Genomic DNA, 14,571 nt, shown 5'->3' on the forward strand with positions numbered 1-14,571 from the left:
AGAGCCATACGGGGCCCGGCTCGCCGCTCTCCTCCGCCCAGCGCACCTGCCCGGGCAGCACCGCGCCGAGCAGACGTGCGTCCGCCCGTCCCCCGCTCACGCCCGGGCACCCGAAGGCGTGGTGGGCTCGACCGCCGCCGGGAACTCCGCCCACGCCGCGATCCGTTCGACCAGGCCCGTGTTGTGCCGGATCCAGCGGAAGTGGTCGAGCCGCCGGCCGCCGGCGTCCGACGCCCGGTAGGTCCAGCGCCGCACGCGGGCCGAAGGGAGCTTCGCGCACAGGTGGTCCACCGCCCGGGGCGGCGCGAGCGCGTCGCCCTCGACGTCGACGGCGAGCACGGGCAGGTCGACGTTCCGCAGCGCCTCCTCGTAGTCGGCGACGGCGCCCCGGGCCCCGTACCGCCCGGTCCGCATCTGCCGGGCCCAGTCCCGCATCACCCCCACGGACTCCCGCCCGCCGAAGCCGAACCGGTGCCCCGGCCAGTACCCGAGCAGCTCCGCGCCGGCCACGCACAGCAGGCTCCGGACGAGCCACCGCGCGCCCGGCCGGGGATCCGCCCCCGTACCGAGCGCGCGCCACCACGCCGAACCGCTGGCGACCAGGACGACCCCCGCGAGGCGGGGCCGGAACAGTCCGCAGTGCACCAGACCGAGCTGGCCGCCGAGGCTGTGCCCCAGGAGCAGCCTCGGCGCGTCGGGGAAGGCGCGCTCGACGGCGTCGAGGACCGCGCCGAAGTCGTGCTCGACGAGTGCGCGGTAGCCGAAGCGGACCCCGCGCGCCGCGACGGGCGTGCTCTCGCCGTGGCCCCGCAGGTCCGTCGTCACCACGCTCGCGCCCCGCCGGTGCAGGGCCCGCGCCAGCGGCGTGTAGTGGCGGGCGGCGGTGCCCATCGCGGGGAGGACTACCACGACCGGGGCGGTGGGCTCGGGGCGGGCGTGGACGCGGACCACCAGCGACGCGCCGTCCGGGGCGGTCAGCTCGGCGAGTACGGGAAAGGGGGACGCCGTCATCGCGACTCCGCCGGCGCGGTCTCCGGGCCCGCGTCCGCCAGGTGCCAGCCGATCACGCCCGCGCCCCACGTGACGCCCGCGCCGAACGCCGCCACCCCGAGCAGACCCGTCGGGCCGAGGCGGCCCTCCTGCCAGGCCTGGTCGAGGGCGAGGGGGATGGAGGCCGAGGACGTGTTGGCGACCCGGTCGACGTTGAGGTACAGCCGCTCCGGCGCCACGCCGAGCTCCTTGCCCACGGCCCGTACGATCCGCGCGTTGGCCTGGTGGGCGACGAACAGGTCGACGTCGTCGGTGGCCAGCTTCCGCCGTGCGAGGACGTCCCTGGCCGCCTCGCTCATCCGCTCCACGGCCTGGACGAAGATCTCGGGGCCGTCCATCCGGAGCTTCCGGTCGTACCGGTCGGCGTAGAGCAGCGGGATCAGGTCCCCGTCGGAGCCGAGCCGGAACGCGGGCTCGACGGACGGACCCGGATCCACGTCCGCCACGACCACCGCCCCCGCCCCGTCACCGAGCAGCACCGCCGTCGACCGGTCCTCCTGGTCGGTGATCCGGGTGAGCGCCTCGGCGCCGCAGACCAGGACGGTCCCGGCCCGGCCCGACTCGATCAGGGCGACGGCGTGGTCCAGGGCGTACACGAACCCGGCGCAGGCCGCGTGCAGATCGAACGCGGCGGCCCGGTCCGCCCCGAGCCGCGCGGCCACCTCCACGGCGAGGCCCGGCGTGGTCCGGTCGGGCGTCGTGGTCGCCACGACGACGTGCCCGACCTCGCGCGCGGTGCGCCCCGACCGGGCGAGGGCCGTCCGGGAGGCCGCCAGGGCGAGGTCGGCGAGGTGCCCGTCCTCCGGCAGGAAATGACGCTGCCGGATGCCGGTCCGCTTGACGATCCATTCGTCGGAGGAGCCGATGGCCGCGAAGTGACTGTTGGGCACCGCCCGTTCGGGCAGCGCGGAGCCGATGCCGACGATCGCCGCGGTCATGAGCGGTCCTCCTTGCCGGCGCGGGGCGGGGCGCCGATTCCCGGGGGCTCGCCGACGGCGCCCACCCCCATGCGGACGGCGTGCATCCCGCCGTCCGCGTGCACGATCTCCCCGGTGACGGTGGCCGCCAGGTCCGACAACAGGAACAGGACGGGGCCGACGAGCCGCGCCGGATCGGCGCGGCTCCAGCCGAGCGGCGCCTCCTGCTCCCAGCGGTCGGCGATCCGGTCGAAGGTGCTGACGGCCCGCCCCGCCACGGTCTCCACCGGGCCCGCGGCCACGAGGTTGACCCGGATGCCGGAATGCCCCAGGTACAGCGCGAGATAGCGGCAGACCGCGCCGAGCGTGGCCTTGCCGACCCCCATCCAGTCGTACCCCGGCCAGGCCCCGGACGAGTCGAAGTCGAGCCCGACGACACTGCCCCTGGCCCCGCCGCCGCCCCCGCCCTCGTGCAGCAGCGGGGCGAGCGCCGTCGTCAGCGAGTGCAGCGAGAACGCCGCCGTACGCAGGGCGAGGGCCGCGCTCTCGACGGGCGTGGTGAGGAAGTTGCCGCTGAGCGCGGACGGCGGGGCGGCGGCGATCGCGTGCAGGACGCCGTCGACCGCGCCCCAGCGCCGCTCCAGCTCCTTCGTGAGCCGGTCGAGGTCCTCGGGGCGCGTCACGTCGAGTTCCAGGACGTCCGTCGGGTACGGGAGGCCGGACGCCGCCGCCTCCGTGATCCGCCGGGTCCGCCCGAAGCCCGTCAGGAGGACCTCCGCGCCCGCCTCCTGGAGCGCCCGGGCCGTGTGCCAGGCGATCGAGTCGTCGTTGAGGACCCCGGTCACCAGATAGCGGCGCCCCGACAGGCCCAGCAGATCGGGGACGCCGTGCGCATCGCGGGACGCGCGCATCAGGACCGCCCTTCCACGGCCAGGACCAGCGCCGCGTTGTGCCCGCCGAAACCGAAGGAGGTGGAGAGCCCGAACAGCCCGCCCGTACGCGCGCGCGTGGTGAGTTTCCGCGCCGTACGGACGAGGTCGAGCCGCCCGAGCGCCGGGTCCGGACGGCGCAGCCCCGCCGTCGGGGGCGCGACGCCGTGCCGCAAGGCCTGGAGCGTGGCGACGGCCTCGACCGCGCCCGCCGCCCCGAAGAGGTGCCCGAGAGCGCCCTTGCCGGAGGAGAGGGGCAGCTCCGCGAGGACATCGGCTCCCAGGGCCTGGCGCAGGGCCTCGCACTCCAGACGGTCGTTGAGCGCGGTGCCGGTCCCGTGGGCGTTCACGTACGCCAGCTCCCCGGGCGCCACCGCTGCCTCCTCCAGGGCGAGCGCGACCGCCCGGCCCGCGGACCCGCCGGTGGGGTCGGGCGCCGTGACGTGATGGGCGTCGGAGGTCGCCCCGTACCCCCGTACGACTCCGAGGACCTCGGCGCCGCGCCGGGCGGCACCCGCCGCCGTCTCCAGCACGAGGATCCCGGCGCCCTCGCCGATCACGAACCCGTCGCGGTCCCGGTCGAAGGGACGGGAGGAACCGCTCGGGGAGAGCGCGCCGGCGTTCGCGAACGCGGCCGCCACCAGGTCCGAGGAGGAGGCCTCCGCGCCACCCACGACCACGGCGTCGGCCGCCCCGGCGGCCAGGAGCCGCATCCCCGCACCGACGGCCTGCGCGCCACTGCTGCACGCGGACGCCACGCACAGGCTCTCGCCCCGGAAACCGTGCCGCATGGAGAGATGGGCGGCCGCAGCGTTGGCCATCATCTGCGGGACCATCAGCGGCGACACGAACCCGGCGCCCTCCCTCACGTACACCTCCCGCTGCGCCTCGAAGGAGACCGTGCCGCCGAGGCCGCAGCCGATGACGCAGGCGACGCGCTCGGGGAGCCAGGGCGGCGGAGCATCCGTCCGGTGCCCCGCCTGCGTCAGGGCCTCCTCCGCCGCCACCAGGGCCAGCTGTGTGAACCGGTCGGTGCGACGCACCAGGTTCCGCGGCAGATGGTCCGTGGCGGTGAAGTCCGCCTTCCGGACGGCCGGATGGGAACCCGCGACCGCCATGTCCCCGGCGACGGCGCGCTCGTGGAGCACGCCGGCGCCGACGCCGAGCGGGGTGACCGCGCCGAAACCGGTGACGACGACCTCCCGACCCGGCTGCGGATCACTCAACTCCGGCCTTCTCGAAGCACAGTTCGAGGATCTGGCCGACGGTGTCGATGCCGTCGAAGTCCTTCGTGCGGACCGGCACGCCGAGGTCCCGCTTGACGGACTGCGCGAGCTCGACCATGTCGAGCGAGTCGATCTCCAGGTCGTCGAGCGCGGCCCCCGGAAGGACGTCGGCGGCGTCGACTCCCAGCTCGACGAGGGCGTCGGTGATGAACTGCTCGATGGTGGCGCGGTCCAGCGTGTCGGACATAACTCTCCCGTGCGGTGTGGGGATCAGGGCTGCGCTGCGGTCAGGGGGGCTTCGAGGCGAGGTACGGGGTCAGGGCGTGAGCTTCGAGGCGTGGTACGGGGACCAGTGCCACTGGCGCCAGTAGCTCTCCGCTATGTCCACCCACTCCTCCAGGCGCGCGGCGCTGTCCAGGAACCGCGAGGCGCTGACCACCAGCCAGCTGTAGACGGCCTGGCTGTCGCGACAGCCGCCGCACTCCCCGGACGTGCAGCAGAACTGCAGCGACTCGTAGTCCGCGCCCCAGGCGGCGAAGCCCGGGATCACCGGGTTGCCGTTGGCCACCCGCTCCTCGTGGTCCGGATGGTCGACGCTGAGGCTCGGGCACACGTCGTACCCGAACCGCGCTCCCCAGTGCGAGGTGCCCGTGATGAGACTGCGGATGAAGTACGGGTGGCTGACCACGGTCTCCGGGTACGCCGCCTTGACCCGCAGGGCCTCCTCGAGGACGCGCCGCTCGTTCTCGATCCGGATCGGGTTGTCGGAGCCGTGCTCGCTGTAGAAGTTGAAGGTGACGATGTTGCCGTTCTCGGCGATCTTGCGCACGGTCGGTTCGAGGTACGGCAGCCCGTCCTCGGACAGCGCGAAGATGAACAGGACCCGTGGGTCGTCCTTGTAGTGCGACAGCGCCGTGTCGAACAGGCCCGTGAACTTCGAGCCGTTGACCCGGATGGCCCGCAGGTCGTCGTCGAGCGGCCCGCCGCCGAAGATGCTGACCGCCACCGCGATGTGCTCGAAGCCCTGCACGGGCATCGGACGCAGGCCGTTGGTCGAGATCGTGATGTACGGCAGTTCCTCGACGAACGCCTCCACACGGCGCAGCACCAGCGTCGGCTCACCGCCGATCAGGGTGGCCTGGTTGACGCCCTCGTCCCGCAGCCGGCGGGCGAACGCGCGGATCCTGTCGACGTCCGACAGCTCGCGCACGGCCGTGTCGAAGCCGCCCTCGAAGTACCAGCAGCCCTTGCAGCGGATGTTGCACGTGTTGGTGAGGTGCACCTCGCAGGAGCGCACCTCCCGGCCGAGACGGCGCAGCCGGTGCAGACGCTCGGCGAGATCGGGACGTTCGGCCAAGAGGGCGGCGGTGCGCTCCTTCGCCTCGCGGCGGCCGAGCGGGCGCGGTGTGATGGTCAGGGGGGTGGCCATGGGGGTGCGGACTCCTCGGTCGGACTGCTGCTCGGTGTCTCTCGCCCTCGCGCGCCCTCGCGCGCCCTCGCCGTACTGAGGCACTCGGGTTGCTCGGACAGCTCGGGTACGCGGGTTGCTCGGGCTACTCGGGGACCTTCAGGCCGAGGCTCTCGATCCGCGGAGTGACCTTCGCCCGCCAGATGTCGCGGGCCTCTCCGTTGGTGGTCTGCCGCAGCCCGAAGCGGACCGCGAGCTTCGACCGCTCCGAACGCGCACTGCCGAAGATCCGGACGAATCCCGGCCACAATCGGTCGAGACCCCGCTGGAGTTCCTCACGGCCTTCCCCGGTGCGGGCGAGATTCCGGCAGACACGCGCACCGTGCGCGATGTGCACCTTCTCGTCGAGAATGATCGTGCGCACCGCCTCGGCCCACGGCTTGTAACTGCTCTGCGCGAATTCGGAGATCATCACCATCGCGGTCTCCTCACCGATGTACGAGAAGATTCCGCGCTCGGCCCAGGTGGTGCAGGTGTGGAACTCGTGACCGGCGAAGAGATCACGGTCGGCGAGCCGCTGACGCTCCATGTATCCGGTGTCCACGCCGATGTCGGCCAGGATCCGTTTGCCGATCTTGTAGTGGTCGTACTCCTCGACGGCACGCTCGGCGCACACCTGCCGTTCCTCGGCATTCGGCGCGAGCGGCAGGAACACCTGGATGTAGTCGTCGGCCCCCGACAGTTCGCCCTCGGTGTTGACGATCATTCCCCGCACGGCGATCTCGCGGTAGTCCTCGGGCATGGCGAGGAATTCCTCGGGGGTGCGGACGACGACGACCTCGTCGACGGGAACGGAAGATGCCATGGTGATCCACTCGCCTCGCTCGTTCGACTTCGACCCGAAAGACCGCCGACATCGCGGTGGAGACCCGCCGGCGTCACGGCGGGACAGCGGACATCGCGGTGGTGGAGCGGTCGAACGCTATCCACGGCGCGGCCGTCCATCAATGAGACCCAGGAACGGAATGGCCGATTTCCCGGAGGCGTTCACGGCAGACGGAGAACCGGATCCGGCACCGACTGCGGCGCGTCGGACAGGACAGGGAAAGATCGCCGGGCCGTCCATTTCCAGGGCCGACCAGCGGGAAAGGACAGGGGAGCGGAATCCTCCGAATTCGGGGCGCACGGCCGGATTCCCACGGCCCGCAGTGTGGCCGGATCAGGCCGGGAATTCCCCCCGACACAGCCCCGAAGAGTGTCAACTCGGCCACACGCGGCGGGAATCGAACGACCTGGACACCGCCTTGAATCTCTATATGCTGGCGCCATGCTTTCTGCCGCCTCCGCGCCCGCGAACGCCACCCCCTCCACCCCCTCCGTGCCCGCGCCGGCCACCGCCTCCCGGCTGGCCAACGTCGGTTCGTCGCCGGTACGGGAGATCCTGGCGCTCACGGCGCGGCCCGAGGTGATCTCGTTCGCCGGAGGCCTGCCCGCCCCCGAACTGTTCGACATCGCCGGGATCCGGGCCGCGTACGACCGGGTCCTCGCGGAGAACCCGCAGCAGGCCCTCCAGTACTCGACGACCGAGGGCGACCCCGAGCTGCGCACCGCCATCGCCGCCCGGCTCACCGCACGCGAACTGCCCACCGACGCCGACGACCTGCTCGTCACCACCGGCTCGCAGCAGGCGCTCACGCTCCTCACCACCGCCCTCGTCGAACCCGGCGGCGTGGTCCTCGTCGAGGACCCCTGCTACCTCGCCGCCCTCCAGACCTTCGGCTTCGCCGGCGCCCGCGTCGTCCCCGTGCCCACCGACGACCACGGCATCATCCCGGAGGCGCTGGAGGAGATCGCGGCCCGCGAGAAGGCCACCCTCCTCTACATCGTCCCCACCTTCCAGAACCCCACCGGCCGCACCCTCCCCGCCGAGCGCCGCCACGCCGTCGCCGAGGCCGCCGCACGGCACGGGTTCTGGATCGTCGAGGACGACCCGTACGGCGAACTCCGCTACGACGGCGAGCGCGTCCCCTCCATCGCCGCCGACCCCGCCGCGGCCGACCGCACCGTCCTGCTCGGCTCCTTCTCCAAGGTCATGGCCCCCGGCCTCCGCCTCGGCTTCCTGCGCGCCCCCGCCGGGCTGCGCCGCGCCTGCGTGATCGCCAAGCAGGCCGCCGACCTGCACACCTCGACCATCGACCAGGCCGCCGCCGCCCGCTACCTGCGCGACAGCGACCTCGACGCGCACGTCGCGGTGATGCGCGCCGCCTACCAGGAGCGCCGGGACGCCATGCTCGAAGGCCTGCCGGGCGCCCTCCCCGAGGGCAGCCGGTGGAACAGGCCGGAGGGCGGCATGTTCATCTGGGCGACCCTCCCCGCGGGCCACGACGCCACGGCCCTCCTGAAGACCGCCGTCGGACACGAGGTGGCGTACGTGCCGGGGGCGCCGTTCTTCTGCGGCGAGCCGGACCCGGGCGCGATGCGACTGTCGTTCACGACGCACTCGGCCGACGAGATCAGGGAAGGTCTCCGCCGGCTGGCGAAGAGCTTCGTCCGATGAGGGACACCGGGAGCCCCGCGACCCGCACGCAGGTGCCTTCCCCGGCCACCGGAACGCTGTCGCCGGACGAGCTCAACGCGCTCGTCCAGCGGCAGTTCCCGGACTACGCGGCCTGCCGCGTCACCGACGCCAGCGGAACACACCTGCTCATGGAGGCCGACGGCGCCCGGCTCCGCACCCGCCCCGGCGGCACGATCTCCGGCCCCGAACAGGCCGGACTCGTCGACCTCGCCGCCTTCCTCCTCATCAACGCCCGGCTCGGCCGCCCCACGCCGATGGCGCTCACCACCTCGCTCCAGATCAGCTACCTCAACCGCCCCCGCCCCGGACTGCTCCGCACCCACGCGCGCATGGCCAAGTTCGGCCGGCGCCTCTGCGTGGTCCTCGCCGAACTCCGCGACGAGGCAGGCGATCTGGCGGCCTCCGCCACCGTGACGTACTCCGTCCCGCCCACGGCCGCAGGTCAGCCGACCGGCTGACCCACGGCCGCGCGCCGACCGCCACCCGGGTCATCACCTCGTGTCGTTGTTGGGCCGAACGGGTGAGGAGCGGGAGGATGGGCCCATGAGTAGGTACGAGAGGTACGACGTCACCGACGAGCAGTGGGAGGGCCTCGCCCAGGTCGTGCCCCTGCGCGGCCGTGACGAATGGCCGTCCAGGGTCGACCACCGCACGATCCCCGAGCAGTACGAAACCGCCGAGCAGCGCCGCATGGTCGTGCTCCGCGTACAGGTCTTCGCCGACGCCCGCGAGGTCGCCGAGTACCTCATCGCCCAGATCCCGGTGCTCCTCGATCTGACGAGCGCCGACACCGAGGTCGCCAAGCGGATCCTCGACTTCAGCAGCGGCGTCGTCTTCGGCCTCGGCAGCGGGATGCACCGCGTCGACCGGAACGTCTTCCTGCTGGCCCCGGCCGGCACGGAGGTCGAGGGCGCGGAGGGCGAGGACGAGGAAGGTGTCGTGGGCGGCCGGACCGCCGGCGTCCCCCGATCGTAGGAAGGTCATCTCGCCGTAACGGTTCGTCAGGGAATGATCTGCGTACGGTCCGGGCATGGACCTCACCGGCGGCTCCACGCTCGCCCGCACGTCAGACGCCCGCACCTCCGACGTCGTTCCTTCCCCGGCCGTCCCGCCTTCGGCTGCTCCTTCCTCTGCGCCTACGGCTTCGGCCGTTCCGCGCCCGGTCGTCGCTCCGCCGGCGTTCACGCCTTCGGCCGTTCCTTACCCGGCCGTCGCTCCTTCGGCGTTCACGTCCCCGACCGGCACTTCCTCAGCGATCACTTCTTCGGCCGTCTCCCCTTCCGTCGCCCCCGCCGGCGCCGGCCTTGCTTCCGGAGCCCGCGTCTCCGGGCCCCGTGCCTCCGTCCCCGAGGCGCGGGGCCCGGTCCCGGCGGAGGGCCGGGGCGAAGTGCTCGCCGCCCGGCCCGCCGTCACCGAACTACGGCTCTCCGCGTTCGCGGGTCACCGTTCCGCCGCGCACGCGCTCGGACCGGTCACCCTCTTCACCGGGCCCAGCGGCAGCGGCAAGTCCACCACCCTGCGGGCGTACGAGGCCCTCGCCCGGCTCGGCGCGGGCGACCCCCTGCACGAGGTCTTCCCCGACGCCGTCGACTGCGTCCCCGAGCGCGCCAGGCCCGACGCCCAGGGCAGGCGCGGCTTCCGGATCGGATGCACGGTCGACGGACCCGAAGGCCCCGTCCGCCTGGACCTCGCCGTACAGGCCGAGCCACGGCTCCGGATCGTCGGCGAGCGGCTCACCGGACGCGGCCGCACCCTGCTCGCCACCGCACTCCGCGACCCCGGCCGCAGCACCGTCCAGGCCGAGTGGCACACGGCGGGCTCCACCCCCGTCACCCGGGCCCCGCTCCCCGACGACCTGCTCGGCACCGCCCTGCTGCCCCTGCGGGTCGCGGGAAAGACCCGGGGGCAGCTGGAGGTCCTGGCCGCCGCCGAGCAGGTGGTCATCGGGCTGCGGTCCGCCTTCGCCTGCGACCCCCGGCCCGAGCGGATGCGGGCCCCCGTCCCGCCCGGCGAGGGGCGGCTGCGGCGCGGCTGCGGCAACCTCGCCGAGGTCCTGCACCGCACCCACACGGACTGCCCGCGCCGCCACCACCGCCTCGCCGCCGTCGCCGGAGCGGGCTGCGCGGGACCCGTCACCGGTCTCGGCGTGCAGGAACTCCCGGAGGGCACCGTCCGGGCGGTCCTCGAACGCGGCGGCCTGCCCGCGACCCCGCTCGGCCGCCTCGGCGACGGCGAACTCCGCTATCTGGCGCTCGCACTCACCCTGCTCACGGGCCCCGGCGTCCTGGAGATGGACCGGATCGCCGAGGTGCCGGACGCCATGCAGAGCCTGACGCTGCTCGCCGACGGCCTGGACCGGGGACTCGACGCGCGCCAGCTGGGCGAACTGCTGCGGCTCGCGACGGAGATCGCCGCCGACGGACACATCAGGGTGGCGGGAACGGTCGGGGAACGGGCGGCGGGGGAGGCGCGCCGGACGCCCGGGGTGACGGTGGTAGACCTGAGCGGATGACGGACAACGAGGCGACGGACAACGACGTGACGGACGACGGTGCGACGGACAACGACGTGACGGACGACGACGTGACGGGCGATGGTGGGGCGGACAACGACGTGACGGACGACGACGTGACGGGCGGCGGCGACGTGGCGGGGCTGCAGGGCAGGCTGGCCGAGTTCGCGGCGGCCCGCGACTGGCAGCCCTACCACACGCCCAAGAACCTCGCGGCGGCCCTCAGCGTGGAGGCGGCCGAACTCCTGGAGATCTTCCAATGGTTGACGCCCGAGCAGGCGGAGCGGGTGATGGACGACCCGGAGTCGGCGCACCGCGTCGCCGACGAGGTGGCGGACGTGCTCGCCTACCTCCTCCAGTTCTGCCAGGTGCTCGGGGTCGATCCGCTGGCGGCGCTCAGCGCCAAGATCGACCGGAACGAGGTCCGATTTCCCGTCCGGAGGCGGGGAGGAGGGGGTGGAGGAGGGGGCGCAGACGTCGACGCGGACGAAGATCGTCACTCTTCGGAGTGATCGACTTTTCCCCGTCAGGCTTCCTGTCCACAGATTTCCGAATTCCTCTGGTGTCGAGGCTCAGGCGGCCTCACTCTGGGTAGTGGAGTGAGTGGGCAGTAAGTCGTACGAACGGGGGCGGCGTTGATGGAAGCGGAGCGACTCATCGCGCTCGGCCGGCAGGCGCTGGCGGGGAGCGGCACAGCACAGGACATTGTGGCGGAAGCCTGGCAGGCGCAGGCGCTTGCCCAGGCGATAGGGAGTCATCTCGCGCTCTGCGGACCGCTGGAGCTGCGCGGAGAGGCGCGGGGGCTGAGCGAGATCGGGGAGTATCCGGCCTGGGGTGCCGGCGGGCCGCGTGCGGCCCGGCTGACCGAAGTGACGGATCCGTGCGGCGCGTTGACCGCGCTGGGGGACCTGCTCGGGGAGGTGGGGATCGCGCTCGTGGGGGTGGCCTGCGCCACCGACGAGGAGGGGCTCTACTGGCAGTGCATCGAGGCCATCGACGCCGCCGACGAGTCGAGCGACCGGGTGCGCGGGATGCTGCGGCGCCTCGCTGTCCGCGACGGGGAGCGGGCCCGCCCGCCCGACCCCGCCCGAGGCCGCGCGGGCCCGGGAGGGGGCCCGTCGTGGTAGGGGTGCGCGAGGCGGTGGCGGCCGGGGTCGTTTCGGCCGGGTCAGCGGCGGTCGGGGCCGTGGTGCTCGGGCCGCTGGTGCTCGGGGCCGTGGTGCTCGGCGTCCCGGTGCTCGCGGCGGGCCTCCGGCTCGGGCCGCGGCTGGGGTTCCGGGGTGTGGCGTTCGGACGTGGACTGGAGGTCGGCGTCCAGCTGGGAGAGATCGGCGGAGAGCGCCGCCATCAGCTCCTCCATCTGCTGCAGCAGGCCCTTGGGGGCGCCGGAGCCCTTCTGCTCGGGCACGGACTGCGGCACCGGCTGTTCGGGCACGGCCCGTTCCGGCGCGGCTTCCTGGGACATGGCGGCCTCCTCGGCCCGGGCCCCGCCGCCGAGGACGGGGCCGTGAGAGAGACGCACCGGCAGCGGCCGCCGGCACGCGGGCCGGGCGGTCCGGCTCCGCCCGAGCCAACGACGGGCGCCAGGCCCGGTCACTGGCCAGGGCGGATGCCGCCCGCCAGGGGGCCGGATATTCACCCGACCGAGCCGGTGCGGACGGGCCGCTGACGACGAGGTTGACACGCACCCGACGGTGCAGGATGGAGGTATGGATCTTCGCATCTTCACCGAACCCCAGCAGGGGGCCGACTACGACACCCTCCTCGCGGTGGCCCGGGCCACCGAGGAGCTCGGATTCGACGCCTTCTTCCGCTCCGACCACTACGTCAGCATGGGCTCCGCCGACGGGCTGCCGGGACCGACGGACGCCTGGATCACCCTGGCAGGCCTGGCCCGGGAGACGAAGCGGATCCGGCTCGGCACGCTGATGACGGCCGGCACCTTCCGGCTTCCCGGAGTCCTCGCCATCCAGGTCGCCCAGGTGGACCGCATGTCCGGTGGCCGGGTCGAGCTGGGCCTGGGCGCGGGCTGGTTCGAGGAGGAGCACAAGGCCTACGGCATCCCCTTCCCGAAGGAGAGGTTCGCCCGGCTGGAGGAGCAGCTGGCGATCGTCACCGGCCTGTGGGAGACCGAGGTGGGGAAGACCTTCGACTACGACGGGGAGTACTACCAGCTCACGGACTCGCCCGCGCTGCCCAAGCCCGCTCAGTCCAGGATCCCGGTGCTGATCGGCGGGCACGGCGCGAGCCGTACGCCACGGCTTGCCGCGCGGTACGCGGACGAGTTCAACATCCCGTTCGCCTCCATCGAGGACAGCGAGCGGCAGTTCGGCCGGGTGCGGGCCGCCGCCGAGGCGGCCGGTCGGGCGGCAGGCGACCTGGTGTACTCGAACGCGCTGGTGGTCTGCGTCGGCAAGGACGACGCCGAGGTGGCACGCCGGGCCGCCGCCATCGGCCGGGACGTGGACGAGCTCAAGGCGAACGGGCTCGCGGGCTCGCCCGCGGAGGTCGTCGACAAGCTCGGGCGGTACGCGGCGATCGGCTCCTCCCGGGTCTACCTCCAGGTCCTGGACCTGGACGACCTGGACCACCTGGAGCTGATCTCCGCCCGGGTCCAGTCGCAGCTGGGATGAGCGGGGCGATCCGATGAGACCGGTCCGTACGCTCGCCGAGGCCCTCGGGACGGGGGTGCTCGTCCTCGACGGCGGGCTGTCCAACCAGCTGGAGGCGCAGGGCTGCGACCTCTCGGACGCGCTCTGGTCCGCGCGGCTCCTCGCCGACGCGCCCGAGCAGATCGAGGCGGCCCACGCGGCGTACGTACGGGCCGGTGCGCGGGTGCTGATCACCTCCAGCTACCAGGCCACGTTCGAGGGCTTCGCCCGGCGCGGCACCGGCCGGGAGGAGGCGGCACGGCTGCTCGCCCGGAGCGTGGAACTGGCCCGGAGGGCGGGGGAAGGGGCGACAGGGGAGGGGGCGGGGGCGGGGGCCCCGGAGGAGGTGTGGGTCGCCGCGTCCGTCGGGCCGTACGGGGCGATGCTCGCGGACGGCAGTGAGTACCGGGGACGGTACGGGCTGTCCGTGGGGGCGCTGGAGAGGTTCCACCGGCCGCGGATCGAGGTGCTCGCCGAGGCGGCGCCGGACGTGCTGGCCCTGGAGACCGTTCCGGACGTGGAGGAGGCCGACGCGCTGCTGCGGGCGGCCGAGGGGTGCGGGGTGCCGGTGTGGCTCTCGTACACGGTCGCGGGCGGGCGGACCCGTGCCGGGCAGGAACTGGCGGAGGCGTTCGCGGTCGTCGCGGGGAACGAGCAGGTCGTGGCGGTCGGGGTGAACTGCTGTGACCCGGCCGAGGCGGGGGCCGCCGTGGAGCTCGCCGTGGCCGTGACGGGGAAGCCGGCCGTGGTCTACCCGAACAGCGGGGAGCGGTGGGACGCCCGGGCGCGGGGCTGGCGCGGGGACATGGCCTTCGATCCGGCCCGGGCGGTCGACTGGGCCGGAGGCGGGGCGCGCCTCGTCGGCGGCTGCTGCCGCGTCGGCCCGGCGACGATCGCCGCGCTCGCCGAGGAACTCGCCGCCGACCGGTCCCCCTGACGGGCACCCGCACTCCGGCCCCCCCGGCGGACCGGGTGTCTCGCCGGGGCCGTATGCGCCCCCGCGCCGACCGGGGCGCCTGGCTGGGGCCGTGCCCGGGCGCTGCGCCGGCTGGGGCCCGGGCCGGGACGCTGGTGCCGTCGGCCCGTCGGCCCGTCGGCCCGTCGGCCCGTCGGCCCGTCGGCCCGTCGGCCCGTCGGCCCGTCGGCCCGTCGGCCCGTCGGTCGGCCCGTCGGTCGGCCCGTCGGTCGGGCAGCCGGTCGGGCAGCCGGTCGGCCCGTCGGCCCGTCGGCCCGTCGGTCGGTGGGTCGGGCGGCCGGTCGGGCCGTCGATCGGGTTCGGTCGTCGGCGGGTTCGGTCGGT

The 14,571-nt window shown here is 73.9% G+C and carries 16 protein-coding genes; 8 read left to right on the top strand and 8 right to left on the bottom strand.

Features of this window, described 5'->3' with window-relative positions; genetic code table 11:
- Positions 1 to 96: 96 nt before the first annotated feature.
- The 7 genes from ACN9M0_RS28070 to ACN9M0_RS28100 form a co-directional block, all read right to left on the bottom strand.
- The gene (locus ACN9M0_RS28070) at positions 97 to 1,011 is read right to left on the bottom strand and encodes an alpha/beta fold hydrolase (protein ID WP_426404393.1); all 915 of its coding nucleotides are present in this window, start codon (positions 1,009 to 1,011) and stop codon (positions 97 to 99) included.
- Positions 1,008 to 1,988: a beta-ketoacyl-ACP synthase III gene (locus ACN9M0_RS28075; RefSeq protein ID WP_366041440.1), complete on the bottom strand. Its 981-nt coding sequence runs from the start codon at positions 1,986 to 1,988 to the stop codon at positions 1,008 to 1,010. Before ACN9M0_RS28075 ends, ACN9M0_RS28070 begins: the two co-directional genes overlap by 4 nt.
- Entirely contained in the window at positions 1,985 to 2,878 is an 894-nt protein-coding gene (gene fabI / locus ACN9M0_RS28080; protein ID WP_426404394.1) for an enoyl-ACP reductase FabI, read from the bottom strand. The genes ACN9M0_RS28075 and fabI overlap by 4 nt, the downstream gene beginning before the upstream one ends.
- On the bottom strand, positions 2,878 to 4,122 hold the full coding sequence (locus ACN9M0_RS28085; RefSeq protein ID WP_366041439.1) for a beta-ketoacyl-[acyl-carrier-protein] synthase family protein: 1,245 nt from the start codon (positions 4,120 to 4,122) through the stop codon (positions 2,878 to 2,880). Before ACN9M0_RS28085 ends, fabI begins: the two co-directional genes overlap by 1 nt.
- Positions 4,115 to 4,369, bottom strand: a complete 255-nt coding sequence (locus tag ACN9M0_RS28090) for an acyl carrier protein (protein WP_366041438.1) — start codon at positions 4,367 to 4,369, stop codon at positions 4,115 to 4,117. The genes ACN9M0_RS28085 and ACN9M0_RS28090 overlap by 8 nt, the downstream gene beginning before the upstream one ends.
- Before the next feature lie 69 nt (positions 4,370 to 4,438).
- Positions 4,439 to 5,551, bottom strand: coding sequence for a radical SAM protein (locus ACN9M0_RS28095; protein ID WP_366041437.1), 1,113 nt, complete (start codon positions 5,549 to 5,551; stop codon positions 4,439 to 4,441).
- A 124-nt stretch (positions 5,552 to 5,675) separates the two neighbouring features.
- Positions 5,676 to 6,395: a Phenylacetic acid catabolic protein gene (locus tag ACN9M0_RS28100; protein WP_366041436.1), complete on the bottom strand. Its 720-nt coding sequence runs from the start codon at positions 6,393 to 6,395 to the stop codon at positions 5,676 to 5,678.
- 462 nt (positions 6,396 to 6,857) lie between these two features.
- On the opposite strand from ACN9M0_RS28100, the gene ACN9M0_RS28105 reads away from it, so the two are divergent.
- The 6 genes from ACN9M0_RS28105 (at position 6,858) to ACN9M0_RS28130 (ending at position 11,747) form a co-directional block, all read left to right on the top strand.
- The gene (locus ACN9M0_RS28105; protein ID WP_366041434.1) at positions 6,858 to 8,087 is read left to right on the top strand and encodes a PLP-dependent aminotransferase family protein; all 1,230 of its coding nucleotides are present in this window, start codon (positions 6,858 to 6,860) and stop codon (positions 8,085 to 8,087) included.
- Complete coding sequence (locus tag ACN9M0_RS28110; protein ID WP_366041432.1) at positions 8,084 to 8,566, top strand: PaaI family thioesterase; 483 nt, start codon at positions 8,084 to 8,086, stop codon at positions 8,564 to 8,566. Before ACN9M0_RS28105 ends, ACN9M0_RS28110 begins: the two co-directional genes overlap by 4 nt.
- A gap of 85 nt (positions 8,567 to 8,651) precedes the next feature.
- Positions 8,652 to 9,083, top strand: a complete 432-nt coding sequence (locus ACN9M0_RS28115; protein WP_189835082.1) for a cell division protein SepF — start codon at positions 8,652 to 8,654, stop codon at positions 9,081 to 9,083.
- A 55-nt stretch (positions 9,084 to 9,138) separates the two neighbouring features.
- The gene (locus ACN9M0_RS28120; RefSeq protein WP_426404395.1) at positions 9,139 to 10,620 is read left to right on the top strand and encodes an ATP-binding protein; all 1,482 of its coding nucleotides are present in this window, start codon (positions 9,139 to 9,141) and stop codon (positions 10,618 to 10,620) included.
- Positions 10,621 to 10,736: 116 nt separating this feature from the next.
- Entirely contained in the window at positions 10,737 to 11,132 is a 396-nt protein-coding gene (locus ACN9M0_RS28125; RefSeq protein ID WP_366041469.1) for a nucleotide pyrophosphohydrolase, read from the top strand.
- A 126-nt stretch (positions 11,133 to 11,258) separates the two neighbouring features.
- Complete coding sequence (locus ACN9M0_RS28130; RefSeq protein WP_399698966.1) at positions 11,259 to 11,747, top strand: DUF6099 family protein; 489 nt, start codon at positions 11,259 to 11,261, stop codon at positions 11,745 to 11,747.
- A 41-nt stretch (positions 11,748 to 11,788) separates the two neighbouring features.
- Here the strand turns inward: ACN9M0_RS28130 and ACN9M0_RS28135 are convergent, their stop codons facing one another.
- Positions 11,789 to 12,085, bottom strand: coding sequence for a hypothetical protein (locus ACN9M0_RS28135; RefSeq protein ID WP_366041472.1), 297 nt, complete (start codon positions 12,083 to 12,085; stop codon positions 11,789 to 11,791).
- Between the two features lie 244 nt (positions 12,086 to 12,329).
- Here ACN9M0_RS28135 and ACN9M0_RS28140 point away from each other — a divergent pair, with 244 nt between their 5' ends.
- Together ACN9M0_RS28140 and mmuM are read left to right on the top strand one after the other, a co-directional pair.
- The gene (locus ACN9M0_RS28140; protein ID WP_366041429.1) at positions 12,330 to 13,253 is read left to right on the top strand and encodes an LLM class F420-dependent oxidoreductase; all 924 of its coding nucleotides are present in this window, start codon (positions 12,330 to 12,332) and stop codon (positions 13,251 to 13,253) included.
- Between the two features lie 13 nt (positions 13,254 to 13,266).
- Positions 13,267 to 14,208 (top strand): homocysteine S-methyltransferase, encoded by a 942-nt coding sequence (gene mmuM / locus ACN9M0_RS28145; RefSeq protein ID WP_366041428.1) that lies wholly within the window; start codon positions 13,267 to 13,269, stop codon positions 14,206 to 14,208.
- The last annotated feature ends 363 nt before the right edge of the window (positions 14,209 to 14,571 follow it).

This window comes from Streptomyces sp. R-07, assembly GCF_049913175.1.
Lineage (GTDB): Bacteria > Actinomycetota > Actinomycetes > Streptomycetales > Streptomycetaceae > Streptomyces.